General features: G+C 58.9%; 21 protein-coding genes and 1 pseudogene. 17 read left to right on the forward strand and 5 right to left on the reverse strand.

Annotated elements, in window-relative coordinates; translation table 11 throughout:
• The first annotated feature begins 319 nt into the window (after window positions 1-319).
• The 7 genes from BT119_RS12410 to BT119_RS12440 are packed head-to-tail and all read left to right on the forward strand — an operon-like array spanning window position 320 to window position 8171.
• Window positions 320-1057 (forward strand): FadR/GntR family transcriptional regulator, encoded by a 738-nt coding sequence (locus BT119_RS12410; protein ID WP_003401136.1) that lies wholly within the window; start codon window positions 320-322, stop codon window positions 1055-1057.
• Window positions 1054-2070 carry an ABC transporter ATP-binding protein gene (locus BT119_RS12415; protein WP_003370963.1) on the forward strand — a complete coding sequence of 339 codons (1017 nt, stop codon included), beginning with the start codon at window positions 1054-1056 and terminating at the stop codon, window positions 2068-2070. Before BT119_RS12410 ends, BT119_RS12415 begins: the two co-directional genes overlap by 4 nt.
• Window positions 2067-3200: an ABC transporter ATP-binding protein gene (locus BT119_RS12420; protein WP_003435279.1), complete on the forward strand. Its 1134-nt coding sequence runs from the start codon at window positions 2067-2069 to the stop codon at window positions 3198-3200. Before BT119_RS12415 ends, BT119_RS12420 begins: the two co-directional genes overlap by 4 nt.
• Entirely contained in the window at window positions 3197-4699 is a 1503-nt protein-coding gene (locus BT119_RS12425) for an ABC transporter substrate-binding protein (RefSeq protein WP_003435281.1), read from the forward strand. Before BT119_RS12420 ends, BT119_RS12425 begins: the two co-directional genes overlap by 4 nt.
• A gap of 28 nt (window positions 4700-4727) precedes the next feature.
• Window positions 4728-5672 (forward strand): ABC transporter permease, encoded by a 945-nt coding sequence (locus BT119_RS12430; RefSeq protein WP_003435284.1) that lies wholly within the window; start codon window positions 4728-4730, stop codon window positions 5670-5672.
• A complete protein-coding gene (locus BT119_RS12435) occupies window positions 5672-6544 on the forward strand; it encodes an ABC transporter permease (RefSeq protein WP_003370958.1) in 873 nt (290 codons plus the stop codon). The genes BT119_RS12430 and BT119_RS12435 overlap by 1 nt, the downstream gene beginning before the upstream one ends.
• A 31-nt stretch (window positions 6545-6575) precedes the next feature.
• Entirely contained in the window at window positions 6576-8171 is a 1596-nt protein-coding gene (locus BT119_RS12440; RefSeq protein ID WP_054080928.1) for a gamma-glutamyltransferase family protein, read from the forward strand.
• A gap of 95 nt (window positions 8172-8266) precedes the next feature.
• Here BT119_RS12440 and BT119_RS12445 read toward each other — a convergent pair whose 3' ends face one another.
• The gene (locus BT119_RS12445; RefSeq protein WP_072365832.1) at window positions 8267-9661 is read right to left on the reverse strand and encodes a PepSY-associated TM helix domain-containing protein; all 1395 of its coding nucleotides are present in this window, start codon (window positions 9659-9661) and stop codon (window positions 8267-8269) included.
• Window positions 9662-9769: 108 nt separating this feature from the next.
• Window positions 9770-10180: a DUF2946 family protein gene (locus BT119_RS12450; protein WP_072365834.1), complete on the reverse strand. Its 411-nt coding sequence runs from the start codon at window positions 10178-10180 to the stop codon at window positions 9770-9772.
• Window positions 10181-11156: 976 nt separating this feature from the next.
• Here BT119_RS12450 and arnB point away from each other — a divergent pair.
• The 8 genes from arnB to BT119_RS12490 are packed head-to-tail and all read left to right on the forward strand — an operon-like array spanning window position 11157 to window position 19980.
• Window positions 11157-12305 carry a UDP-4-amino-4-deoxy-L-arabinose aminotransferase gene (arnB, locus tag BT119_RS12455; RefSeq protein ID WP_003435300.1) on the forward strand — a complete coding sequence of 383 codons (1149 nt, stop codon included), beginning with the start codon at window positions 11157-11159 and terminating at the stop codon, window positions 12303-12305.
• The gene (gene arnC / locus BT119_RS12460) at window positions 12302-13315 is read left to right on the forward strand and encodes an undecaprenyl-phosphate 4-deoxy-4-formamido-L-arabinose transferase (RefSeq protein ID WP_003435301.1); all 1014 of its coding nucleotides are present in this window, start codon (window positions 12302-12304) and stop codon (window positions 13313-13315) included. Before arnB ends, arnC begins: the two co-directional genes overlap by 4 nt.
• Entirely contained in the window at window positions 13312-15306 is a 1995-nt protein-coding gene (arnA, locus tag BT119_RS12465) for a bifunctional UDP-4-amino-4-deoxy-L-arabinose formyltransferase/UDP-glucuronic acid oxidase ArnA (RefSeq protein ID WP_058416505.1), read from the forward strand. Before arnC ends, arnA begins: the two co-directional genes overlap by 4 nt.
• Complete coding sequence (gene arnD, locus BT119_RS12470) at window positions 15306-16187, forward strand: 4-deoxy-4-formamido-L-arabinose-phosphoundecaprenol deformylase (RefSeq protein WP_003370941.1); 882 nt, start codon at window positions 15306-15308, stop codon at window positions 16185-16187. Before arnA ends, arnD begins: the two co-directional genes overlap by 1 nt.
• Complete coding sequence (gene arnT / locus BT119_RS12475; RefSeq protein WP_175550574.1) at window positions 16187-17836, forward strand: lipid IV(A) 4-amino-4-deoxy-L-arabinosyltransferase; 1650 nt, start codon at window positions 16187-16189, stop codon at window positions 17834-17836. Before arnD ends, arnT begins: the two co-directional genes overlap by 1 nt.
• A complete protein-coding gene (arnE, locus tag BT119_RS12480; protein WP_003435310.1) occupies window positions 17833-18177 on the forward strand; it encodes a 4-amino-4-deoxy-L-arabinose-phosphoundecaprenol flippase subunit ArnE in 345 nt (114 codons plus the stop codon). Before arnT ends, arnE begins: the two co-directional genes overlap by 4 nt.
• Window positions 18178-18203: 26 nt before the next feature.
• Window positions 18204-18608: a 4-amino-4-deoxy-L-arabinose-phosphoundecaprenol flippase subunit ArnF gene (gene arnF / locus BT119_RS12485; RefSeq protein ID WP_003435329.1), complete on the forward strand. Its 405-nt coding sequence runs from the start codon at window positions 18204-18206 to the stop codon at window positions 18606-18608.
• Window positions 18586-19980, forward strand: a complete 1395-nt coding sequence (locus tag BT119_RS12490) for a UDP-glucose dehydrogenase family protein (protein ID WP_003435331.1) — start codon at window positions 18586-18588, stop codon at window positions 19978-19980. Before arnF ends, BT119_RS12490 begins: the two co-directional genes overlap by 23 nt.
• A gap of 33 nt (window positions 19981-20013) precedes the next feature.
• On the opposite strand, the gene BT119_RS12495 is transcribed toward BT119_RS12490, so the two are convergent.
• Window positions 20014-21501, reverse strand: coding sequence for an ArnT family glycosyltransferase (locus BT119_RS12495; protein WP_054080935.1), 1488 nt, complete (start codon window positions 21499-21501; stop codon window positions 20014-20016).
• Between the two features lie 328 nt (window positions 21502-21829).
• Between BT119_RS12495 and BT119_RS12500 the strand changes: the two are divergent.
• Window positions 21830-23761 (forward strand): annotated as a pseudogene (locus BT119_RS12500) (LTA synthase family protein).
• 117 nt (window positions 23762-23878) lie between these two features.
• Here the strand turns inward: BT119_RS12500 and BT119_RS12505 are convergent.
• Window positions 23879-24553, reverse strand: a complete 675-nt coding sequence (locus tag BT119_RS12505) for a lipopolysaccharide core heptose(II)-phosphate phosphatase PmrG (protein WP_223272540.1) — start codon at window positions 24551-24553, stop codon at window positions 23879-23881.
• A gap of 258 nt (window positions 24554-24811) precedes the next feature.
• Between BT119_RS12505 and BT119_RS12510 the strand changes: the two genes are divergently transcribed.
• Window positions 24812-25615, forward strand: a complete 804-nt coding sequence (locus BT119_RS12510; RefSeq protein ID WP_072365841.1) for a phosphatase PAP2 family protein — start codon at window positions 24812-24814, stop codon at window positions 25613-25615.
• On the opposite strand, the gene BT119_RS12515 is transcribed toward BT119_RS12510, so the two are convergent.
• Window positions 25608-26909 carry a sensor histidine kinase gene (locus BT119_RS12515; RefSeq protein ID WP_054080937.1) on the reverse strand — a complete coding sequence of 434 codons (1302 nt, stop codon included), beginning with the start codon at window positions 26907-26909 and terminating at the stop codon, window positions 25608-25610. The genes BT119_RS12510 and BT119_RS12515 overlap by 8 nt on opposite strands.
• Between the last annotated feature and the right edge of the window lie 45 nt (window positions 26910-26954).

Raw genomic sequence — 26954 nt, forward strand, 5'->3', positions numbered from 1 at the left:
CGCGAGGCGGCACATCGGTCGCGCACCTAGCGGTGCACTTTGGCGCACCCTGCACGCATTGATGCAGCAAATCCGTACCCGCTGAAAAATTGGTTCACTCAACGGCGAACCAATCCCCTTGCCATGCCGCGGACCAACCCGGCGGACCTTTGAACATTGGCCCGCCAGGCTTGATCCGCGATAGTGGCTGGCCATCTTGCCCGGCAAAATTGACCGAACCAATTTTCATTGGCATCGCTCTTGCACCAGCCCTTATGCCTGGAACCCCTGCCTGCGGGCAGCTCAGGGCATCTTTTTTCGGTCTGGCGCGAGTACCACGATGCAAAGGTTCGACCCTGACATCCCCATCGACAACTCTTCGAAACTGGCGCTGGACGCGTTGCGCCAGATCGTTGCCCAGCATGCGGCCTTCCCCCAGCGGGCATTGCCTACCGAGCGGGATCTGGCGGCCGATTTCGGGGTCAGCCGACGCGCAGTTCGTCGCGCCCTGTCGGTGCTGGAAGCCGAAGGCCAGGTCTGGCGCCGGCAAGGTAAAGGGACATTTGTCGGACCGACGCCACCCAGTGCCGCCATGAGCTTCGCGCGGCTTTCCGGCCGGACCAATTTCACCGAGGTCATGGAAGCGCGCCTGCACCTGGAGCCAGCGCTTGCCTCACTGGCGGCGGTACGGGCCAATGGTGAACAGATGGCGATTCTGCGCCGCCTTGCCGAGCGCACCACTCGCCAGCAGGTCGCCGAGCAGACCGATGCCGAAGGCATCGAGCTGTGGGACAGCGCCCTGCACCGTGCCATTGCCGAAGCCGCGGGTAATCGGCTGATGCTGGACATCTTCGAAATGCTCGATGCGATTCGTCTGGACCCCGCCTGGCGAGACTTGCGTCACCGGGCGCGCAATGCCGACCGCCTCGACACTTACAGCCACGATCACGACGACATTGTCAGCGCCATTGAAAGCCGCGATCCGATCAAAGCCGCCACCGCCATGCGCGGCCATTTACGTGCGCTGCAACAGGCCCTGAACACAGTCATCAACCAAGACCTGGAGGCCAGCCTATGAGCGCCACTGCCCACCTCACAGAAAACGGCGACGGCACGGTGCTCAGCATCAGCGACCTGACCGTCCGCTTTGCCGGTGCGCCCGCCAATGTTGTCGACGGCGTGTCGTTTTCCGTCAAGCGCGGCAAGACCCTGGCCATCGTCGGCGAGTCCGGCTGCGGCAAGAGCGTGACCTCAATGGGCCTGATGGGCCTGTTGCCGACGACGGCCAAGGTAGACGCCAGCGACTCGCTGCTGATCGATGAAGCCTTGTTGGGCATGTCCGAAGAGCGCCTGCTGGACGTGCGCGGCAACCGCATGGCGATGATCTTCCAGGAGCCGATGACCTCCCTCAATCCGGTCTTCACCATCGGTGAGCAGATCGCTGAAAGCGTGATGCGTCATCAGGGCCTTTCAGACAAGGCTGCCCGCCAGCGGGCTCTGGACATGCTGGAAAAGGTCCGCGTGCCGGACGCTCGCCAGCGGCTGGACGCCTACCCACATGAACTCTCGGGTGGCATGCGGCAGCGGGCCATGATTGCCATGGCGCTGGCCAATGACCCGGCGCTGATCATCGCGGATGAACCGACGACTGCGCTGGACGTGACCATTCAAGCACAAATCCTCTCGCTGATCGCCAACCTGCAGACCGAGACCGGCACAGCGATGATTCTGATCACCCACGATCTGGGTGTAGTCGCCGAAGTCGCCGATGACGTCATGGTCATGTACGCCGGGCGTGTCGTGGAAAGCGGCCCGGTGAAAACCCTGTTCGACGATCCGCAGCATCCGTACACCATCGGCCTGATGGGCTCGATGCCCTCGATCGGCCCTCGTGAAGGTCGTTTGGCGACCATTAACGGCCGGGTGCCGACGCCGGCAGAAATGCCGGGCGGTTGCCGTTTCGCCGGGCGTTGCCCGTTCGTGATCCAGCGATGCCGAGACGAACGCCCGCCGCTGCTTGAGTTGTCTCCCGGACACTTCGCCGCGTGCATCCGTGCGCCTTTGGAACAGCATGTGGGAGTCAGTGCGTGAACCTTTCCAGACCAGACATCGCCGGGCGCGTCAGCCCCGACAGCAACGCGCAGAAACCCATTCTGGAAGGCATCGGCCTGAGCAAGCACTTTACCGTGCAAAGCGGCCTTTTGCAGCCGAAGAAGCCGCCGGTACAGGCTGTCAATGAGGTCAACCTGTCAGTCCGCAAGGGCGAGACGCTGGCATTGGTAGGCGAGTCCGGCTCGGGTAAATCCACCCTTGGCCGCTTGCTGCTCAACCTGCTGCAACCGACTGCGGGCGACGTGATTTACGAGGGCCGCAACCTGGCCAACCTGACGCCGGAAAAACTGCGTCAGGTACGCCGTGACTTACAGATCATCTTTCAGGACCCGTTCGCCTCGCTGAATCCACGCATGACCGTGGAATCCATCGTTGGCGAACCGATCTGGCTGCACAGCCAGGCCAGCCGTAGCGACCGTCAGGCTAAAGTCGCCGAGTTGTTGCGCACGGTAGGTCTGGCTCCGGAACACGGCGGTCGGCATCCCCATGAATTCTCCGGCGGTCAGCGCCAGCGCATCGGCATTGCCCGCGCCCTGGCTTCCGAGCCGCGCTTGATCCTCGGTGACGAGCCGGTCTCGGCGCTGGACGTTTCAGTGCAGGCGCAAGTGGTCAACCTGCTCGAAGACCTCAAGCATCAATTCGGCCTGACCCTGGTGATTGTTGCCCATGGCCTGGCCGTGATTCGCCATATGAGCGACCGCGTGGCGGTGATGTACCTGGGTGAAATCGTCGAACTGGCGCCGGTCGACGCGCTGTTCGAAAACCCTTTGCACCCTTATACCCAGGCGCTGATGGCCGCTGTGCCGGTCAGCCACCCTGACCTGCGCCAGCCGCGTCCGCTCCTCGGCGGCGATATGCCCAGCCCCAGCCGCCCGCCTTCGGGTTGCCGCTTTCATACCCGTTGCCCGCACGCCCGTGCGCTGTGCAAGGACGCTGCGCCGGTCATGGAAACAGTCGAGGCCGAACGCCAGGTCGCCTGCCACTTCTGGCGTGAAATCGCCAACGCAGGCAGCGCCACGCTGATCCTTCCGACACCCAGCGCTGCCTACACCCAGCGCCTGAATCTGTTCAAGCATCATCAATCCCTTGCAGTGGAGAGCCAGCCATGAAAATCGCACGCGTCGTGACAGGAACATTGTTATTGCTGGCCGCCAACGCTGCCTTTGCCGAATCGACGTTGCGCATCGGCATTCAGGACGATCCCGATGTGCTTGATCCGCATCGTTCGCGCACCTACTCCGGCCGCCTGGTCTACACCGCGCTGTGCGACAAACTGGTGGACGTCAACCCGGACCTGACCTACTCGCCGCAACTGGCCACCGCCTGGAACTGGAGCGAAGACGGTAAAACCCTGACCATGACGTTGCGCGAAGGCGTGACGTACCACGATGGCGAACCTTTTGATGCCGCCTCGGTGAAGTTCAACCTCGACCGCGCCCGCACCCTCCCCGACTCGCTGCGCAAAAGCGAGCTGGCCTCGGTGGACAGCGTCGAGGTGATAGACGCAAAAACCGTCGCCATCAAGCTCAAGCAGGCCGATGCCACGCTGGTTTCACAGCTGTCTGACCGCGCCGGAATGATGCTCGCGCCGAAAGCTGCGCAAGGCGAATTCGCCGCCAACCCGGTCTGCTCCGGCCCTTACAAATTCGTGCAGCGCGTGCAGCAGGATCGAATCGTGCTGGAGCGTTTTGACAAGTACTGGAATAAACAGGCTTATCACTTCGACAAAGTGGTGTTCCTGCCGATTCCGGATACATCGGTGCGCCTGGCCAACCTGCGCTCCGGCGACCTGGACATCATCGAGCGTGTTGCACCAACCGATGTGAAAACGGTCAAGGGTGACAGCAAGCTGGCGATCTACAACACACCCGGCCTGGGCTACATGCAACTGATGTTCAACATCGGCAACGGTGAAAAAGCCAACTCGCCGATGGGTAAGGACAAGCGCGTACGCAAAGCCTTTGAGCTGTCCATCGACCGCGATGCTATCAACCAGGTGGTGTTCGAGGGTCTGTACGCGCCAAGCGCTCAGCCGTTCCCGAAAAACAGCCCGTATTACGACAAGGACCTGCCGATCCCGGCTCGCGATATCGAGAAAAGCAAGGCGCTGCTGGCTCAGGCCGGTGTGAAGCTACCATTGGCGGTGGACCTGAAAGTGGCCAACAACCCCATCGCACAGCAGGTCGGGCAGATCATTCAGGCCATGGCTGAAGAAGCAGGCTTCAAGGTCAACCTGATTGCCACTGAATACGCGACGATGCTCAGCGAACAGGCGAGCGGCAACTTCCAGATCGGCATGAGCGCCTGGTCAGGCCGCCCCGATCCGGACGGCGATATCCATCAGTTCGTGACCTGCAAAGGCGGCCAGAACGACGGTAAATACTGTAACGCCAGGCTCGACGAACTGCTCAACAAGGCGCGCACCGTGAACGACGTTGCACAACGCCAGGCGCTGTACAACGAAGCGCTGCGTTTGTTGACCGATGAAGTACCGACCGTCTACCTGTATTTCGACCCGCGAATCATTGCCATGCGTAACAACGTGACCGGTTTCGTCCCTAACCCGGACGGTCTGATTCGTCTGAACAATGTCGCGTTCAAGCCATGACTGACGGGCGCACCTGCGAGGTTCCGGTATGCTGATGTTCATCCTGCGACGCCTGCTCAGCTCGATACCGACGCTGATTCTGGTTTCGCTGTTCGTCTTCACCCTGCAGAAGCTGCTGCCGGGTGACCCGGTGCTGGCCATGGCCGGGGAAGAACGCGATCCAGCGGTCATGGAATACCTGCGCGACAAATACCGGCTCGATGACCCGATCCCGTTGCAGTACCTCAACTGGGTCGGCAACGTGCTGACCGGCGACCTGGGAACATCGCTGCGCACCGAGCAACCGGTGACCACGCTGCTGGCGTCGAAACTGCCGGTGACTATCGAACTGGCCGTGCTGGCCCTGCTGATTGCGCTGTTTATCGGCATTCCCACCGGAATCATTTCGGCGGTGCGCAAAGGCACTGCGGTGGATTACGGGGCCAACGTGGTGGCGCTGTCGGGGATTTCCATCCCGCACTTCTGGCTGGGCATTCTGCTGATCATGATCTTTGCAGTGAAACTGCAGTGGCTACCCGCCTCCGGCTTTGTGCCGATGGGTGAGGACTTCGGGCAAAACCTGAAGACCCTGATCCTGCCAGCGTTCGTACTGGGTGCCGGGCTTTCCGGGATTCTCATGCGCCACACCCGCAGCGCCATGCTGGAAGTCCTGCGTGCTGACTACGTCCGCACCGCACGGGCCAAGGGATTGTTCCCGCGCACGGTGATTCTCAAGCATGCGTTGCGCAACGCATTGATGCCGATCATCACCCTCACGACACTGCTGTTCGGTGAGTTGCTCGGCGGTGCGGTGTTGACCGAGCAGGTATTCAGCATTCCGGGGTTCGGCAAGATGATTGTCGACGCCGTATTCAACCGTGACTACGCCGTGGTGCAAGGCGTGGTGTTATGTGTCGCGATTGGCTTCCTGATGTTGAACTTGCTGGCAGACGTGCTTTATCGCCTGATCAACCCACGCCTGAGGACTGCCTGATGACCGCTATCGCCAGCCTGTCGCACAGCGCGATCCTGCCCCGCAGTCGCTCGCCTTTTCTGAAAAAATTCCTGGCCAACAAAGGCGCAGTGATTGGCGCGGCAGTGTTGTTGCTGTTTGTCCTGGCCGCCGTTCTGGCGCCCTGGATTGCGCCTCATGACCCGCTCAAAGCCAACTTCCTCGCGGTACGCAAGGCACCTTCATTGATCTACTGGATGGGCACCGACGAACTGGGGCGCGATTTATTCTCGCGTTTGCTGTATGGCGCACGCAGTTCGCTGCTGGCCGGTGGTGTTTCGGTGGCCATCGCCATGGTCATCGGCGTGCCGCTGGGCCTGCTGGCTGGGTACTTCGGTGGCAAGCTGGACATGATCATCTCGCAGGTCATGGAAGCGCTGTTGTCCTGTCCGTTTCTGGTGCTGGCCATCGCTTTGGGCGCCTTTCTCGGCCCCAGCCTGACCAACGCGATGATCGCCATCGGCCTGTCCGCGATGCCGATCTTTGCCCGCCTGACCCGTGGCCAGGTGCTGTCGATCAAACACGAGGATTACCTCGAAGGTGCCCGCGCCATCGGTCTGCCGGATCGCTGGATCATCCTGCGTTACGTGCTGCCCAACGTGATGTCGCCGCTGGTGGTACAGGCCACATTGACCATCGCCTCGGCGATTCTGGCCGAAGCCAGCCTGTCGTTTCTCGGCCTGGGCCAGCAACCGCCGTCGCCGTCCTGGGGCTCGATGCTCAATACTGCGAAAAATTTCATGGAGCAGGCTCCGTGGATGTCGATTGCGCCAGGTGTGGCGATCTACATCACGGTCCTGTGTTTCAACCTGCTGGGTGACGGCCTGCGCGATGCGCTGGACCCCAAGGGCTAAACCTTTCGTCTTCTGCCAAAGAGAAACGCTTATGTTCGATGATCTGGATTACAACCAACCGTACGCGTCGGCCCGCTCGCCGGTGATGGGCAACAATATGGTCGCCTGCTCTCAACCATTGGCCGCTCAGGCCGGGCTGGACATGCTGCGCCGTGGCGGCAATGCGGTCGACGCCGCCATCGCCGCGGCCATGGTGCTGACTGTGGTAGAGCCCACCGGCTGCGGCATCGGCAGCGATGCCTTTGCCATCGTCTGGGACGGCAGCAAGCTGCAAGGCTTGAACGCTTCCGGCCGCGCGCCACAGGCCTGGACACCGGAATACTTCGAAGGCCAGAGCCAGATGCCGCAACGCGGCTGGCCTGCGGTCAGCGTGCCGGGTGCAGTGTCGGCCTGGGTGGAGCTTTCGGCACGCTACGGCAAACTGCCCTTCGCGACCCTGGCCGAACCGGCGATCGGCTACGCCCGCGATGGCTATCAGGTCACACCGATTATCGCCGAGCTGTGGAAACGCGGCGCGCATCTGCTCAAGGACCAACCGGGCTTTGCCGAGTGTTTCATGCCGGATGGCAAGGCCCCCATGGCCGGAGAGAAAATCCGGCTCAAGGACCATGCCCGCACGCTGGAACTGATCGCGCAGACCAAAGGCGAAGCGTTCTATCGCGGCGAACTGGCGCAAACAATCATCGCCCATGCCAACGCCAATGGCAGCGTGATGAGTCTCGACGACCTGGCGACGCACACTGTGGACTGGATCGACACCCTGTCAGTGCCATACGCAGGCGCTGTGGTGCATGAACTGCCGCCCAATGGCCAGGGCATTGCCACCCTTGCCGGCCTGACCATGCTCGAAGCACTGGGCGTCGGTAAACACCCGGTGGACAGCCTCGAGACGGTTCATCCGGTGCTGGAAGCAATGAAACTGGCCCTGGCCGACCTCGACGAACATGTCGCCGACAGCGAGCACATGCGCGTGCCCTCAGCCGATTTGCTGGGCCAGGCTTACCTGACGGAACGCGCACGGCTGATCACCGATCAGGCCGCCAATCCCGGGCACGGCTCGCCAAAACCGGGTGGCACGGTGTACCTGTCGGCAGCGGATGAAAGCGGCATGATGATCTCGTTCATCCAGTCCAACTATATGGGCTTCGGTTCGGGTGTGGTGGTACCCGGTACGGGCATCAGCATGCAGAACCGCGGCGCGGGCTTCTCGCTGGACCCGCAGCACGTCAATTACGTCGCGCCGCGCAAACGCCCGTTCCACACCATCATCCCCGGTTTTGTCATGAATGCCGACGGCACGCCGCTGATGTCCTTCGGTTTGATGGGCGGCCCGATGCAGGCGCAGGGTCACTTGCAGATGATGATGCGCATCCTGCGCTACAAACAGAACCCGCAAGCCGCTGCCGACGCACCGCGCTGGAGGATCGAATCCGGCCTGAAAGTCGCCGTGGAGCGTGCGTTTGACCCCGAGGTGGTGAAAGCACTGCGCGCCAAGGGTCACGACATCGATGTCGAAGAGCCGAGCGGCGTGTTTGCCTTCGGCGGTGCGCAGATTATCCAGCGCACCGCGCATGGATACGTGGGCGGGACCGATCCGAGGAAGGACGGAACGGTCGCAGCGTATTGAGCGACCGCGATATCCGCTACTGACAAGCCATCGAGCAGACGGCCCTGGTCGGGAAACAGTTGCTCGATGCGCTTGGTAATCCGCGCAACTAAGGGTTACACCTTGCCGTCGACCAAGGGTCTTGCGGCTCGCCGGTAGCCCAGCAGCGCGTCCAGGACGATAAAGCCCAGCAGACTCACGCCCAATACGGGCAGGGCAAAGCCAGTCAACACTGCGACCAGGATCAACGCCCATTGCGCGCCCGGATTCAATGAGCGCCAGAGACTCAAGAGCGTTGCCTGCTGATTGCGTGGTTGAGAAAGCGTTGGACGACGTCGCCACCACATCACATAACCCATGACGACCATGGCCGCCAGGCCACTGGCGAACACCACCAGCACCAATTGATTGGCCAGACCGAACAACACGCCCATGTGCGCATCAATGCCCCAGCGGGTCAGCTTGGCGGGCAGCGAATAGTCTGCAAACCTGACGTGATCGACCACTTCCAGTGTTTGCGGGTTGATCGACACGGCATCCACTTGCGTCGGCCAACTGCGATCTATCTCGCTGACCACCCACGCCTTGTCGCTGCTCGCGGATGGCCTGATCTCAACTTTGGCTGCATCGATATGCTCGGCACGCGCGCTGGCCAGAACGCTGTCAAACAAGGCAGGGTCCAACACGGATGCCTGTGTCGTCGGCGCCATGTGCATATGGTGCTCGGCGTGCTCGTCCATGGGCATAGACATTGGCATCGCCGCCGACTTGCCCAGTGCGGTGGCCACACTGGGCGTTGACCAGCCATAGTAGACACGCAGTACGCCAATGTTATCGCCAGCGTACTGTGACCACGTCAAACCGGTGGCCGAGAAGAACAGCAGCCCCAGCAACAGCCATACGCCCGTGGTTGCATGCCAGCGGCGCATGTTGCCGCGTTCACGACTCTGCCGACGACGGCGAACCGTCCACAGCACCAGACCGCCGAGCGCAGCCACCCACAGCCATGAGGCGGCCAGCTCGCTGTAGATCCTGCCGACATCGCCCAGTAGAAGGCCCCGATGAAACTGATCGATCCAGGTGCGTAGGGGTAGTACGCCACTGGTACCGTAGACCTTCATGTCGCCGCGAATTTCGCCACTCACCGGGTCCACGAACAGCGCTCGATGCTCTGATGGGCCAAAGCCCGGATCGCTGAACATGACCCGAGTGGTATCCCCTTCCCGGGGTGCCGGGCGCACTGCGGCAACGCTCAGGCCTGGACCTGCCGATGCCTGCGCGCGCTGGATCTGCGCCTGCAAGCTCATGGCAGGACCACGGCTGTCTGTGTGCAGCGCACGCGCATAGAGCGAATCTTCGATCTGCGGGGTCAGCGCATAGACGATGCCACTCAAGGCCGCGACCAGCATGAACGGACCGACGAATACGCCGATGTAAAAATGGAGCCTTTTCAGAAAGGCGACAAACGCCCCGGAAGGCCGTAGCTCCGGGCTTGAACAGGATGCAGACATAAGGACTCACCAACGTATAAACGCGCCCCGCCGGAATGACCTTCCGGCAGGCTGTAAAGACAATATCGGTTGTTCGTGCGAGCGATAATCACACGTCCACGATGGGCGCTACGGGGCCTGTGGATTGAGTCGCGGGAGGGAGTACCTTGGCAGGTTGCCGAGCCAGAGGTCGGGCAACACGAAACGAGAACGGCGGATAGGGGTCAGCCAGCCCAGCGCCACGAAGAAAATCATCGCCAGCGTCAGCGTGCCGGCAAACGAACAGTCTCCCGACTGCGCCTTCATGCCGCCTGACATGTCCGTCTTTTTGGACGAGCCGTCCATGGACATGTGCATCGTGTGATGCCCACCGTGCATATCCGACATCCCATGGTCTGCATCGGAGACCGACGCCACTGCAGTGCCTGCAAAGGCGGCCATCATCTGGCCGTGACCGATGCTGCACGCAAGACCATTGAACAGGACAACTGCGTACAGTATCCAGGCAATGGGCGAGCAATGGGTTCGGAAGAAGTTCATGGCGGCTAATTTAACATCTCCAGCCGGAACTAGACAGAATGGGGTGTACAGATCGGCAGCCTTCGCAGGAGCGATAATCGCGGTGAAGCGGGTTATACGAGCCCGCCATGTGCTGGTGGACGCCAGGGCGCACCGCGTGGTTTCTTGCTTCGCTGCATCGAATGAACCTGGCAATTGCAGTCGAGCAGACAGTCGTTTTTAAATCCGTCGTTAAATACTTCGCCTGTACCCGCCACCTACAGGATCGTGCCAATGGACATAAGAGAACATGAAGTAAACCTTGAACACCTTGCAACAACCAGCACGCGTGCACTGAACCGTCTCGAACTTATAACGCCCACAATCACACCTCGATGATGACCCGTACCAACCTGGCCCTTATACACGTACTTTTCCATACCACACTGCCCGACTCTATCGCTTGGTTATATATATCACTTGATGGCGACACTGTTTTCTACACCCGAGCGAATTCCTCTTGACCCGGGTTTATCCGGACGCGCAGTCTGCTTTTCAAAAAACCGAGAAAAAAGCTGCCTCCCCCCCAATGAAACCGGGCCAATAGCAACCTGTTCGATTCAGGTTCGACCCTGTTAAAAAACGCGAAACCCATTTCGCGGTCATGAAACCTTCATTAAAAAATCCTGCAACTGCAACACACTTCATCCGCTTTAACTTTCCATGATTATCATGAACAAGCTGAACTAAAGCTGTCTGTTCATGACGAGCTCGATGAAACCTGAACGCCAGATTAATAATTCTACATGGACGCATAACGACATTGTCGGCCGTTTGAGTTTCCCCCTACTCTATGCTTCGAAAGCCTGCCAGGCGATACAAAAAAGCAACGGCATCTGGACATTATTTTTACAATTGAACGCCTAAGTTCACGGCACTCACGCACCCTGTATTTGCGCACTCGTCGTGTGACTTTTTTATGTTCGGCCCTGCTGCGTCAATCGGAGAGTCTCTGTAAATGAGTCAAACTTTTCTTGCCTTTTCACGGCCGTCCATTGGCGATGAAGAAATTGCTGCGGTAACGCGCGTGCTGCGTTCCGGATGGATCACCACCGGCCCGGAATGTCAGAAGCTGGAGGAAGAGTTCGCCGAACGGGTCGGCGCGCAACATGCAGTTGCACTGTCTTCGGCCACCGGAGCGATGCACATTGCGCTGCTGGCGCTGGGTGTAGGGCCTGGCGATGAAGTGATTACACCATCGCAAACCTGGGTGTCGACAGCCAACATGATCTGCCTGCTGGGGGCCACTCCGGTGTTTGTCGATGTTGACCGTGACACCCTGATGACCAGCGCCGCGCTGATAGAGCAAGCCATCACCCCCCGGACCAAAGCGATCGTGCCGGTGCATTACGCAGGCGCCGCATTCGATCTCGATCCGCTGTATGCGCTCGCCGAACGGCACGGCATCACCGTGATCGAGGATGCTGCACATGCCGTTGGCACCGGTTACAGGGGACGTCCGGTCGGCCAGCAAGGCACTGCGATCTTCTCTTTTCACGCAATCAAGAACATGACCTGTGCCGAAGGCGCGATGCTGGTCACCGACAATGCAAGGCTGGCTGATCGGGTGCGTCAGCTTAAATTCCATGGTCTGGGTGTCGATGCCTACGACCGCCTGACCCTGGGTCGCAAGCCTCAGGCCGAGGTCATGGAGCCTGGCTTCAAATACAACCTGGCCGACATCAATGCGAGCATTGCGCGGGTGCAGTTGCAGCGCCTTGACGCCATCAATGCACAGCGCCAGACACTCGCCAGCCATTACCTCGATCGACTGGCCAACAGCCCCGTTCTGCCTCTCGCCCTGCCCCGGCATGCCCATCAACATGCCTGGCACCTGTTCATTCTGCGCATCGACCCCGAGCGCTGCGGGCTGAATCGCGACGCCTTCATGAAGGCCTTGCAAGCGCAGAACATCGGCACCGGCATCCACTTCATCGCGACTCACCTGCACAGCTATTACCGCAAGCGTTTCCCGAACGTCCGTCTGCCGGACACTGAATGGAATTCATCAAGGCTGTGCTCCATCCCCCTGTTCCCCGACATGACCCTCGATGATGTCGAGCGGGTGGTCGGTGCCATTGAATCGACCGTGGAATCCAGCCATTGAAACCGTATCCCATCAAGTTCGTGTCGATCGTCATCCCGGTCTACAACGAACAACAAAGCCTGCCAGAGTTGTTGCGCCGTACTGAAGCGGCCTGCGAACAGCTCAACCACCGATTCGAAATCGTGCTGGTCGACGATGGCAGCCGCGACGACTCGACAGACATCCTCCAGCGGGCTGCCGGGCGCGCCGACAGCCCGTTCGTCGCGGTGATCCTGAATCGAAACTACGGTCAGCACGCCGCCATTATGGCCGGATTCGAGCAGTGCCAGGGCGACGTGGTCATCACCCTCGATGCCGATCTGCAGAATCCTCCCGAGGAAATCCCTCGCCTGGTGAAGCTCGCTGAACAAGGGTACGACGTAGTCGGCACGGTGCGCAGCAATCGTCAGGACTCCGCCTGGCGACGCTGGCCATCGAAACTCATCAACCTGGCCGTGCAGCGTTCCACCGGCGTGGCCATGAACGATTACGGCTGCATGCTGCGCGCATACCGACGCACGATTGTCGATGCCATGCTCGCCTGCCGGGAGCGCAGCACGTTCATTCCTATTCTGGCGAACAGCTTCGCGCGACACACCACCGAGGTGCTGGTCGACCACGCCGAACGCGAGCACGGCGACTCCAAATACAGCCCGATGCGCCTGATCAACCTCATGTTCGACCTGATCACCTGCATGACCACCACGCCCCTGCGCCTGCTCAGCATCATCGGTTTCAGCATGGCGTTGCTCGGTGTCTTGTTCGCGGCGCTGCTGATCGTTCTGCGCCTGATCTTCGGCGCGTCATGGGCCGGGGACGGCATGTTCGTCCTGTTTGCCGTGTTGTTCGTGTTCACCGGAGGGCAGTTCATCGGTATGGGACTGCTGGGTGAGTACCTGGGCCGGATGTACAGCGACGTGCGTGCGCGTCCGCGCTTCTTCATCGAGAAAGTCGTGCGCAGCTCGTCCCGAGTGGCCACCGACAGCGTTGATTCCCCTGTAACTCCCTATATGAACAAGGTCGCGCCATGAGCATTAAAGCTGTCGTTTTCGCGTATCACGATATTGGCTGTGTCGGTCTGCAAGCGTTGCTGGATGCAGGCTATGAGATTGCCGCAGTGTTCACCCATGCCGACGACCCCAGGGAAAAAACCTTTTTTGGTTCTGTGGCCCAGATGTGCGCCCGGCACGGCATTACGGTGCATGCCCCCGAGGACCCGAATCACCCGCTGTGGGTGGAGCGCATCGGCAAACTGGCCCCGGACTTCATTTTCTCCTTTTACTATCGCCAGCTCCTCGGCGATTCGTTGCTGGCCTGCGCGAAAAAGGCCGCGCTGAACCTGCACGGCTCGCTGCTCCCGCGTTATCGCGGCCGCGCGCCGGCCAACTGGGTGCTGGTCAACGGCGAAAGTGAAACCGGCGTGACCCTGCATCAGATGGTCAAACGCGCGGATGCCGGGCCGATAGTCGCCCAGCAGCGGGTTTCGATCAGTGCCACCGATACCGCCTTGACGCTGCATGGCAAATTGCGTGATGCCGCCGCTGACCTGCTTTGCGAAACACTGCCCCTGCTGGCGGCAGAAGGGCAACTGCCAGCTACGCCTCAGGATGAATCCCGTGCAACGTATTTCGGTCGGCGTACCCCGGCTGACGGTTTGATCGACTGGTCGCTGCCAGCCACCCAGCTCTACAACCTGATCCGCGCAGTCACGCAGCCCTACCCTGGCGCATTCTGCCCGGTAGGCGAGAACAAGTTGATTGTCTGGGCTGCCAATGCCGAGGCAGGCAATAACGCCGAAGCACCCGGCACGGTCATCAGCCACGACCCGTTACGTATTGCCTGTGGCGAGGGTTCGCTGGTCATCACCGCAGGGCAGCGCGGCGACAGCGGCTTGTACCTCAGTGGTGCACAACTGGCGCGCGAATTCGGGCTTGTAGCAGGCTCGCAACTGCTCGATAAGGCACAGCGCCGGTCGATCCGTCGTACCCGTGTGCTGATCCTCGGCGTCAACGGTTTCATCGGCAACCACCTGTCCGAGCGTCTGCTGCAGGATGACCGTTACGAAATCTACGGCATGGATATCGGCTCGGACGCCATCGAGCGCCTGCGCGCCAAGCCGAACTTTCATTTCATCGAAGGTGACATCAGCATCCACACCGAGTGGATCGAATACCACATCAAGAAATGCGACGTTGTGCTGCCACTGGTGGCCATCGCCACGCCGATTGAATACACGCGCAATCCACTGCGGGTTTTCGAGCTGGATTTCGAAGAGAACCTGAAGATCGTCCGCTACTGCGTGAAGTACAACAAGCGCGTGATTTTTCCGTCCACCTCCGAAGTCTATGGCATGTGCCAGGACGCAAACTTCAACGAAGACACTTCCAACCTGATCGTTGGCCCGATCAACAAGCAGCGCTGGATCTACTCGGTGTCCAAGCAGCTACTGGACCGGGTGATCTGGGCCTATGGCCAGAAAGGCCTGCAATTCACCCTGTTTCGTCCGTTCAACTGGATGGGACCGCGTCTGGACCGCCTGGATTCGGCGCGCATCGGCAGCTCGCGGGCCATCACTCAGTTGATCCTGCACCTGGTCGAAGGCACGCCCATTCGCCTGGTGGACGGCGGCGCCCAGAAGCGCTGCTTCACGGATGTCGTCGACGGCATCGAGGCGCTGGCGCGGATCATCGAAAACCGCGATGAGCGCTGTAACGGACAAATCATCAACATCGGCAACCCCGATAACGAAGCCAGCATCCGTCAGTTGGGTGAAGAGTTGCTTCGCCAGTTCGAAGCCCATCCGTTGCGCGGCCATTTTCCGCCTTTCGCGGGCTTCCGCGAAGTCGAAAGCCAGTCCTTCTATGGCAAGGGCTATCAGGACGTCAGCCACCGCACGCCGAGCATCGACAACGCTAAAAAGCTTATTGGCTGGACACCGGGTATCGAGCTGAGCGAAACCATCGGCAAAACCCTGGATTTCTTCCTGCGCGAAGCCATGGCTGAAAAAGCGGACCAGTGCTGATGCAGGCAGGCCTGAGAATCGATGTCGACACTTACCGAGGCACCCGTGAGGGCGTGCCAAGGCTGCTGGACATACTCAACGAAGCGCAGGTCAAGGCGACCTTCTTTTTCAGTGTCGGCCCCGACAACATGGGACGCCACCTGTGGCGCCTGGTAAGGCCCACGTTCTTCTGGAAGATGCTGCGTTCCAGGGCGGCGAGCCTGTATGGCTGGGATATTCTGCTGGCCGGTACCGCATGGCCGGGCAAACCGATTGGCCGGGACCTTGGCCCACTGATGCGCCGCGCGCTGGATGCAGGCCACGAAATAGGCCTGCATGCGTGGGATCACCATGGCTGGCAAGCGAATGCCGGACACTGGAGCGACCGACAGTTGACCGCCCAGATACACCGTGGGGTCGATTGCCTGAGCGACATCCTCGGCCAGCCGGTGGTGTGCTCTGCGGCAGCAGGCTGGCGCGCCGACCAGCGCGTCGTGCAGGCCAAAGAAGCGTTTGGCTTTCGTTACAACAGTGATTGCCGTGGCGTCAGTCTGTTTCGCCCGTTGCTGGCGGATGGAAGTGTCGGTACCGCTCAGGTTCCGGTGGACTTGCCGACCTTCGATGAAGTCGTCGGTCCGCACCTGCAGCCGGATGCGTTCAACGACTACATTCTCGGCCGTTTTGCCGCACGCAGACTCAATGTCTACACCCTCCACGCCGAAGTGGAAGGAATCATCATGGCCGACGGTTTCAGGCAGCTGTTAAAGCGCGCCAATACCCAGGGCATCCACTTCGCACCGTTGGGCGATCTGCTGCCAGGTGCCATTGAACGGCTGCCTTCCGGGCATATCGTTCGCGGTCACCTGCCCGGCCGCGATGGCTGGCTGGGGGTGCAGCAGTGATGCATGTCAGGCACCGTCATCTTGCGCTGCTGTTATTGGCGTTCGTACTGGCTTATCTGCTGCCCCTGGGCTTTCACGGCCTGTGGATTCCCGATGAAACCCGCTATGCGCAGATCAGCCAGGAAATGCTCCACAGTGGCAACTGGGTCGTCCCGCACTTCATGGGATTGCGTTACTTCGAAAAACCGGTTGCCGGTTACTGGCTGATTGCACTGGGGCAGCAGGTTTTTGGCGAAAACCTGTTCGGCGTGCGCATTGTGTCGGCACTGGCCAGCGGCTTGAGCGTGCTGTTGGCCTATTTGCTGGCCGGCAAGATCTGGAACGACCCGCGCAAGCAGTTCGCCAGCGCCTTGCTGTTCATGAGCTTCGGCTTTGTCGCGGGCCAGGCCGGTTACGCCAATCTCGATCCGCAATTCACCTTCTGGACCAACGTGACACTGCTGGCATTCTGGTACGCCGTGCACAGCGTCGGTCGAGCGCGTCTGGCGGCATGGGCGGTAGTCGGCGTGGCCTGCGGGATGGGGTTCATGACCAAGGGCTTTCTCGCCTGGGCACTGCCCGTCATCATCGCCCTGCCTTACATGCTGTGCCAGCGGCGCCTGGCCGAGCTGCTCAGATTCGGTCCGCTCGCGGTACTGATTGCGGTCGCCGTCTGCCTGCCGTGGGCGCTGGCGATCCACCAGCAAGCGCCCGACTACTGGCGTTACTTCTTCTGGCACGAGCATATTCACCGCTTTGCCGGGGACAATGCGCAGCATGCCCAGCCCTGGTGGTTCTATGTGCCCCTGCTCGTGGCGGCCTGTGTGCCGTGGGCACTGCTGCTGCCGGCAACACTGAAGCAGGCATGGCAACAAAAAAGCCGCCCTGACATTGCCTTTTTGCTGCTGTGGCTGCTGCTGCCGCTGGCGTTTTTGAGCCTGAGCAAAGGCAAACTGCCGACCTACATACTGCCGTGCCTGCTGCCGTTGGCACTGCTGATGGCCAATGCTCTGGTCGACCGCCTTGATAAAGGTCACAGCACTGCGTTGCGCGCGAATGGATTAGTCAACGCGACCGTCAGCTTTGTCGGGCTTGTGGCGTTGATCTACCTGCAACTCAAGCAGCCCGTCTACGAAAACGAACCGATGCATCTGTCACTGGCGGTCATCGTGCTTCTCGGATGGACATTTGCCAACGCGCTGCAAGGCTTGCGTCCACTGACGTTCTGGACCATGCCGGCGCTGGGCAGTTGGCTGCTGATCGCATTGCTACCCGCTGCACTGCCAAACGATGTGATCAATAACAAGACTCCCGACCCGTTCGTGGTCAGGCACCAGGTCGAACTGGCGGACTGCACGCATCTGCTGAGCAACGATCTGGGCGCGGCCTCGGCACTGGCGTGGCGCCTGAAACGGCCTGATGTTGCGCTGTTCAACACCTGGGGCGAGCTGGAATACGGGCTGGGCTATCCCGATGTGCAGGGTCGCGAAGTCCGCCTGCAGGACATCGATGCCTGGATGAAGAACGCCCGCAGCCAAGGCCGGGTCGGCGTCATCATGCGCGGCAAGAGCGATGAGGAGCTGAAAGAGCTCGAAAGTCTTCCCAAGGATGGTCAGCGCTATGACGAAGGCAACCTGACCATCCTCATTTACGAGAAATCGGCATCGTGACCTGGCTGATGCTGGCGTGTGCATGCCTGCTGACCTGTCTGGGCCAGATCGCGCAGAAGTACGCAGTACAAGACTGGCGTGGCGCATTTCCCGGCGCGTTTACAGCGCTGCGTTCGATATGGCTGTGGCTGGCGGTGGCCTGCCTTGGAGCGGGCCTGCTTATATGGCTGATGGTGTTGCAACGCCTGGACGTTGGCATCGCCTATCCGATGCTGGGTCTTAATTTCGTGTTGATCACTCTGGCAGGTCGCTATCTGTTCGATGAGCCGGTTGACGCACAGCACTGGCTGGGTATTGCGCTGATTCTTGTCGGGGTATTTCAGCTGGGGCGTCAGGCGTGACGCGCTGCCGGGCAACCCTGTGCGCCATGGCCAGTGTGGCACTGGTCAGCGCAGCGCAACTGGGCATGCGTTGGAGCATGAGCCGCCTGCCCTCGCCCGCTCAATGGCTCGAACTGCACAATCCGACGCAGCTCGATCTCCGTGCACTGATGGTCGTTTGCGCCTCGATCACCGCTTATGCGCTCTCCATGTTTTTCTGGCTACTGGCCCTGCGGGGCTTGCCCCTGAGCCGTGCCTATTCGCTGCTCAGTATCAGCTACGCGCTGGTTTATATGCTCGCCGCAGCGCTGCCGTTTTTCCACGAGACGTTCACGGTATCGAAAACTGTGGGTGTCACCCTGATCGTGGCAGGTGTCTTGACCATCAACCTCCGGCGCATGTGCGACCCATCACCTCAGGATCTTTCCCATGAAAATCAGCGTTTTCGGTAGCGGATATGTCGGCCTGGTACAAGCGACCGTGCTCGCCGAAGTCGGCCACGATGTGGTCTGCATGGACATTGATCAGGCCAAGATCGATCAGTTGCGCCTGGGCCAGGTGCATATCTACGAGCCTGGCCTGGCCAACCTGGTGCGTGAAAATCTGGATCAGCAGCGTCTGAACTTCACTACCGACGGGCAACTGGCGGTGGAGCATGCCGAGGTCCTGTTCATCGCGGTCGGCACGCCCTCCCGAGACGATGGTTCAGCTGACCTGAGCGGCTTTTTCGCGGTGGGCGAAGCCATCGCCCGGCATCGACGCGAACCACTGATCATCGTCGAGAAATCCACCGTACCGGTCGGCAGTGGCGACGCCTTGCGCAGCCACATCGACAAGGCGCTGCGTCAGGCGGGCCGGCTGTTGCAGTTCGATATCGTCTCCAACCCGGAATTTCTCAAGGAGGGCTCGGCGGTCAACGATTGCCGGCGCCCGGACCGTATCGTCATCGGCTGCGAAAATGAAGCGGTGCGCAACGTCATGCGCGAGCTGTATGCGCCGTTCAACCGCAATCATGAGCGGATCATGTTCATGGACCTGCGCAGCGCCGAACTGACCAAGTACGCCGCCAACTGCATGCTGGCGACCAAAATCAGCTTTATCAACCAGATCGCCGAGCTGGCAGAACATCTGGGCGCAGACGTCGAGTCCGTGCGGCTGGGCATCGGTGCCGACTCACGTATTGGTTACGACTTCATCTACCCCGGTTGCGGCTATGGCGGCTCATGCTTCGGCAAGGACATCCGTGCGTTGATACACAGCGCCAGAGAGGCGCATTGCTCCAACGACCTGCTGTCGGTGGTCGAGGCCATCAACGAACGACAGAAGAACAAACTGTTCGAGCGGGTCAACGCGTTCTATCAGGGCGACCTGCGCGGCAAGACCTTTGCCCTGTGGGGCCTGGCATTCAAGCCCAACACCGACGACATGCGCGATGCCCCCAGCCGCGTGCTCATGGAAGCGCTGTGGGACGCGGGGGCCAGCGTGCGCGCGTTCGACCCCGAAGCCATGCAGGAAACCCAGCGCCTCTATGGTCATCGCAAGGATCTGATTCTCATGGGGACGCCAGAATCAGCGCTCAACGAGGCTGATGCATTGATCGTCTGCACCGAATGGCAGCAGTTCAAAGCTCCGGATTTCGAGTTGATCCAGCAGCGCCTGAACGCCCCGGTCATCTTCGACGGACGCAATCTTTATGACACCGAACGACTGGCAAAACGCGGCTTTCACTACTTCCCCATCGGTCGTGGTGAATCGTGCGATCTGCCGATCCCGCAGAAGCAGTGGATACCGCATGATCAAGTGGCGAGCAGTCAGGCCGTATAACAAACCTGCGACGCTCGCCGTGCAGAGTGGCTGTCAGTGACTGACAGCCACTGCCAGCGGTGCCTGACTGACGAAATAGTAGATACGATCCCCGACCTTTACGCTGTCAACAATCCGCAGAGGCGGTTCGGGTGGCTGCATGCTTTCCATCACAGCGACATTGCCGTCAGCGCTGGTAAGAAAACCAGTCAATTCAGCGTTGCTAGCGAGTGTTTTCAGCAGGCTCTGACTATAGAACACGCTGGCCCCCGCCAGCCGTTCGCTGGGCTGGAATAAGGCAACCTGCCGTCCCTGCACCTGCAGGTTATGGACTTTGTCGGTCAATGGCAGAAATGACAACTGCCTGTCGGCGTATGGCGCGAGCCATAGGGCTGCACTTAGATAGCTCGCTACAACCAGCACAACGCCTGCGGCCATGAGCGCCTTTCCATTTCTCATGATAGACGCCGCAAAAAATGAGCGCCCCGACCGAGCCTGCAATCGCTCACCCAGAACAAAAGCATATTCCGCAGCAATCACTGCCGCCGCAGGTGCCAGCGACATCAGATAAACCATGCGTTTACTGGAGGCCAGCGACAACAACAGGAACTGCGCGCCCAGCCACAGGGCGAAGAACAGCAGATAACGATTGGCCATTAACTGCTTTCGAAAATGCCACAGCCCCAGATAAACCAGGATATTCCACGGCAAGAATGCCTCAGGCAGTTTTGTCAGGTAATAATAGGCAGGTTCGTAATGACCCGCCTCTTCGAACGAACCACTGAAGCGTCCAACGCTGTTGGTCCACAGCACGTCCTTCACTGATTGCGTGCCACCCTGTCCGTACAGGAAACACAGCCACACGAGCAGCGGAATCAGGGCCACAAGGGTGAGCATTGCCGGGCGCAACCAGTGAGCAATAACAATGCGTTTGTTCTGCACTGACTCGCAAACAAGCCAGGCGAAAATCACCACGCCCGGCATTGCCAGCCCCAGCACGCCCTTGCTCAGGGTCGCCAGTGTGATACCCAGCATGAACAGCAACCAGGGCCCGGTAGAGAGCCCATCACTACGCAGGCGATTACTGGCATGGAAGAATGCCAACAAAGCGGTGGTTACCCCCAACGCCAGCAAGGCATCCTCGCCCACTTGCCGCGAATTGCTCCAGAAGCTGGCCTGGGTCGCCAGCATGAAAGCAGCCACCCAGGCCACGGATGCCGGCCGCCCGAAACGTCGCAGCATGCTGTAAAGCAGCAACACGCTGAGCAGACCCGCGCAGGCAGAAGCCAGTCTTACCGCCCATGGGGCAGGACCGAACACCTGAATAGCCGCCGCATCCAGCCAGACACTCATCGGCGGCTTTTCCAGAAAAGGCTGGTCGTTCAGTTTCGGCGTAATCCAATTGCCACTCAGGTGCATTTCCATGGCAATGCCAGCCACGCGTGGCTCCGTCGAATTTTGCAACTGGTGATTTCCCAGTGCGAGAAAAAACAGCAAGACACCCAGCAGTAACAGCAACGGCGAACGCACACGAGAAGTCATCAAGGGAGATACCGGTTTGACGAGAAAGAGGATACCGACAGGCAACAGGACGACAAATTATAAACAGTGAGTTGTTGAATAATTGTTGAACAGCTCTTAAACATTTTTTTCACGCCTGCGCAACCAAATACTCACCCTTGTGTATAAATAATTGGCTAACACTCATTAATAGAGCGTGCAGGATGCACTGTCTTTCCGCGTGTGTTTATGATTACAGAAATTTGACAACGCGAAAAACTCTTCTACTTTCATGACGCAGCAGTAGACGCTGATGCTCAACATATTTCACCCTGAAATTTCAGATTTTTCCCGTCCAAGGAATTGACAAATGCGGATTTATTCAACAGCCCCAGCCCGATTCTTGCTGCTGGCGACTGGTACATGGCTGATCATTTTCTTTCTGACACGCCTTTTTTTATTTTCGACTCATATGGATCAAGCAGGAACGCAGTTTTTCGCGACTTTCGCAACAGGACTTCTCTACGACCTTGCCTTCCTGAGCTACGCTGCAGTCCCTCTGGGCATTTACGTCTTCCTCTGCCCGCCGGTGTTGTGGCGTGCCCGCGGGCACCGCTAGTTCCTTCAAGGGGTCATGACGATAAGTATATTCGTCATGCTGTTTGTATCGGTCGCCGAATGGCTGTTCTGGGATGAGTTCGGGGTGAGGTTCAACTTTATCGCGGTGGACTACCTGGTCTATTCCGATGAAGTACTCAATAACATTCTCGAATCCTACCCTGTTGGTAAACTGCTCGGCATTCTGGCGCTGGTTGCTATCGTCGTTAGCCTGCTGATCAGTCGGGCAGTAGCCGCAGCAGTGAAAGCGGCCCTGCCGTCCTATCGTGGTCGTCTTGCCGCCAGTGCATTATTGCTATTGTTCGCGGGTATCAGCCTGCAATGGGTCGATCAGGACACACCACGCGGTATGGGTGGCAATGCCTATCAGCGGGAACTCGCCAGTAACGGGCCTTATCAGTTTTTTGCCGCGTTCCGCAACAATGAACTGGACTATCAACAGTTCTACGCCACCCTCCCCGATGCTCAGGTCGCCGGTCAAATGCGCCAGGAGCTTGCCGAGCCCGACAGCCAGTTCACTGGCAACGACCCTCTGGATATTCGACGGTCGATCAACAACCCGGGAACGCCACGCACGCCTAACATCGTACTGGTCACCATCGAAAGTCTCAGTGCCAAATACCTGGGCAGCAATGGAGACACACGCAACCTGACGCCCAACCTCGATGCGCTACGCAAACAGGGTCTTTACTTCAACAACTTCTACGCCACAGGTACACGCACCGACCGTGGTCTGGAGGCCATAACCCTTTCCATTCCGCCCACGCCAGGGCGCTCGGTGGTCAAGCGCGTGGGTCGCGAAAGTGGTTTTGCCAGCCTGGGTCAGCAGTTGGCCCATGTGGGCTATGACAGCGTTTTCGTTTATGGCGGGCGTGGTTACTTCGACAACATGAATGCTTTTTTCAGCGGCAACGGTTATCGCGTCGTTGATCAGAGCAGCGTCAAGGAAGAGGACATTCACTTCAAGAATGCCTGGGGCATGGCTGACGAAGACCTTTATCGTCAGGCGCTGAACCTGGCGGATGCCGATTTTGCGGCAAAAAAACCGTTCCTGCTGCAACTCATGACGACGTCCAACCATCGCCCTTATACGTATCCCGAAGGACGTATCGACATCCCGTCGGGTAACGGCCGTGATGGCGCAGTGAAATATACCGATTACGCCATTGGCAAGTTCCTGGCGGACGCGCGCCAGAAACCATGGTTCGACAACACAATATTCGTCTTCGTCGCTGACCACACCGCGGGCAGCGCCGGAAAGGAAGACCTGCCTATCGATAACTATGCTATCCCGCTGTTCATCTACGCCCCCAAGCTGATCCAGCCGGCAGAAATATCCCGTCTGGCCAGTCAGATCGACTTGGCGCCCACCTTGCTGGGTTTGTTGAACCTGGACTATCAATCGACGTTCTTCGGCCGCAACCTGTTTCTGGACACCTCGTTGCCACCTCGCGTGGTAGTCGGCAATTACCAGCACCTGGGCCTGTTTGACGGCAACAACCTTGCGATCCTCAGCCCCCGCCAGGGTCTGCGTCGTCACGACAATGCGCCGGGAGAAAGTGTCGAAAGCAAGGCGACCAGCGATGATCCATTGATCGCTCGTGCCATCGCCTATTACCAGGTTGCCAGTTACGGGTTCAAACACAAGTTGCTCGGCTGGAAGCCTGAAAACGCCAAGCCATAGCCGTAACGCAACATCGCCGCCTATAGAGGGCAAGCCACGACTTGCCCTCTATCCGAGCAGACCCTCTTCGATGCGCCGCCCTCAGTCACTACTAAGTTTCACTGCGTACCTGGCAACTCAGCGGCTTTTCTGCTGCGCCAGTTGCGTCCAGTCCTCCGGGTTTATAATTCCCCGGATAACGGGTTTACCCTGGCTGTCGAGCGAAATGAAAAGCGCACTGTCGTACTCGCTGGTGGCTGCATGAGGATACCCATGCAGGCTTTCCAACTGACCAATACAACCGCTGTGCGTCACCAGAATCAGATTTCGATTCAGAGACTTGTGCGCCATGACTTCATTCAGCATCTTCTCATCACAGTTGTACAACCATTCCTGGGCCTCCATCGGATGGCCAAACATGGCTTGTGCGGTCTGGGCGGTGCGGGTCAAAGGGCTGGTTATTACATCGGTGTGTGCAAGCCCGAGTTCGCTGAACGACCGGCCGACATCTGTCGAAACGGAACTGCCGTAGCGAGTGATGCCGTCGTTTGCACCAAGGCACTCGTTGCTGGAGCGGTCGCAGCGTTCGCCGTGGCGAACCAGTACCATCACATCACCTTTCTTCCAGCTGGCATACAAACCGGACATGGCCAGATTCTCGCCCTGAACAAGCCGAACTGGCGAGCGCGGCCAATAGGTGTAACCCGTCAACACAAGCAAAGAAATCACAATGGCGGCCGCCATCAGAACAACATTTACCCTGCCGCCCAGAAGCGAAGATGCCCTGAACGCGGATTTACCATAACTTTTCATCAAGTTGCCCCGCATGCCTGCCTGTTCAATGGACAACCGAACACGCTGACTCTGTCCTTTAAGGCCGCCAGCTTGATCAAGGACAGGTCATCGTCGGGTCAATGACATGTGAAAAAAATGCCAAAGCTGAATGAAACGGTTTTCATGAAAGTCCTGCTAGGAATTGAACAGGCCGCTACGTATATTCTGCCTCGCAGAAGACTTGGGCACATCGACCTGAACTCTCAAGCCACGCAAATGACTATGGAATAAAAAAGAGTGCAAAGCGAAAAATCAAGATTCTATGCTTGGAACTTCGGCGTGCCGGTGGCAATAGCGCTGCTGACCTTTTTCGTTTTTGATCTTACTTCGCTCGACGAAGCGATCAGCAACTGGCTTTACTACCCGCTTCAGGTATTTCCGTTTGAGCATGACCGCCTATTTGAAAATTTGACCCACCGCTGGCCCAGGATCATTCCCGACTGGACGGGAGAAGCCGCAGTGATCGGGCTGTTGCTGTCCTTTATATGGCCACTGCTGAAGCCCGGGCGCAATGACCGAATGATTGGCTTGCTGGAAACTGCTCGGGTAGCCCCATTGTTACGCTTCACTGCTCGTCACCGTCGCGACCTGCTATTTATCGTGGTCTCTTTCGCGGTGATCACCGGCATGATCCACTTTTTCAAAAGTCACACGAGCATTTACTGCCCTGTGGAAACCACTCTGTATGGCGGCACAATGGAGAAAAAGGAGTGGTTCGAAAACTTCAGCCTGTTCCATGAAGCAGGTGCAGGTCGTTGCTGGCCAGGAGGCCATGCTTCAAGGGGATTTACCATGGTGGCACTGTATTTCGTTGCACGCCGTTACTGCTGGCGCCATGCCAAGGCAATCCTCTACGCATCGACCGTACTGGGTGCAATCTACGGCACCACACGAGTTGTTCAGGGCTGGCATTTCATGTCCCACACATTCTGGGCTGGTGTGATTGTCTGGCTCAGTGCGCTGCTTACCGCGCTCGCCTTTTATGGCTGGCGGCAGTTGGCGCAACCGATTGAAACCACCCCGCATAAACCACTCAACTGACTCTGACGGGCTCGCTGTCCGCATCCTGCGGTTGCAGTTCCACACGGAAGCTGCAACCGCCAGGCAGGTTGCTTGATGTCACCTGCCATCGCTGATAGGCACAGATCCGATTAACCAGTGACAGCCCTACTCCCAGCCCTTCACCACGTTGTTCCTCACCCCGTACGAAGGGTCGGGACAACGCATTCTGCGTGTCGTCGGAAATACCCGAGCCGCTGTCCTCTACACAAAACCCGGTCTTGAACAGCGACAGCTTGATATACCCCGTATCGGTGTAATGCCAGGCATTACGCAGCAGATTCCCCATTACCGAATGCAACAGGGTCGCGTTGTAAGACGCACCTGCGTTCGCGCCAGGACTGAACATCAACTCCAGCCCTTTTTTTTCTATCGGCGTTCGCCATACCTCAATCAGCTCGCACGCCACTTCATGTACGGTTGCCCGGAGACCATTGCGCGCATGGGCTCCATTGTCCCTGGCCAGCATGAGAAATGTTTCAACGAGCTGGCGCATGTCGGACGTCGCCTGCGTGATACGCAAGACTTTCGCTCGCCCCAACTCATCCAGGCAGGGGCTCTCAAGCAGTAACTCACTGGACGAGGCAAGTACCATCAAAGGGGTACGCAACTCGTGACTGACATCACTGGTAAACAACTTCTCTCGGCCCAGTGCCGCTCGCAATTGCCCGAGCGTATGGTCAAAAGAAACAGCCAGCTCACCCACTTCATCATCGGCATAGTCCGGAGACAACGGCGGCGCAATAGACAACAGTTGATCACGGTGTCGAACCTGACGCGACAAACGCGCGACCGGAGCGATGACGCGTGTGGCGAGCACACGCCCAAGCAACACGGCAAGCAGCACGCTGAGCACAAAACCGACAAATACAATGGCCAGCAACATCCTTTCGCGCTTTTCGAAACCACTTTGATCTCGCAACAACACATAGCGACGGTCGGCGACGGTACTCACCAGCGCATAATACTCCTTGCCCTGACGGGTGATTTCCTGAAACCCCGGATGCAGATATTCCAGATCCTGCGGAACAGCCAAATCGCCTGCGCCTTCTTCGACGTAGAACAATTCCTCGCGCTCAGGCCGATGACTCCACTCATTGGTACTTTGCGCATTCAAGAGACGGTGCAGATCGTTTTCAAGATCAATGGTAATGAGCCTGGATTCAACGAAGTGCTCGGTCATGTAAATACCGATGCCAAACATGGCCGCCACAAATGCGCTCATCAGCGCAAACACCACCACAATGCGGCGTCTTAGGTTGGTTTTTATATTCATGGCTTACCAAAACGATACGTTTGTGCGTCACGCACAGGCGGGATA

Source organism: Pseudomonas sp. NFACC10-1 (genome assembly GCF_900119195.1).
Taxonomy (GTDB): domain Bacteria; phylum Pseudomonadota; class Gammaproteobacteria; order Pseudomonadales; family Pseudomonadaceae; genus Aquipseudomonas; species Aquipseudomonas cerasi.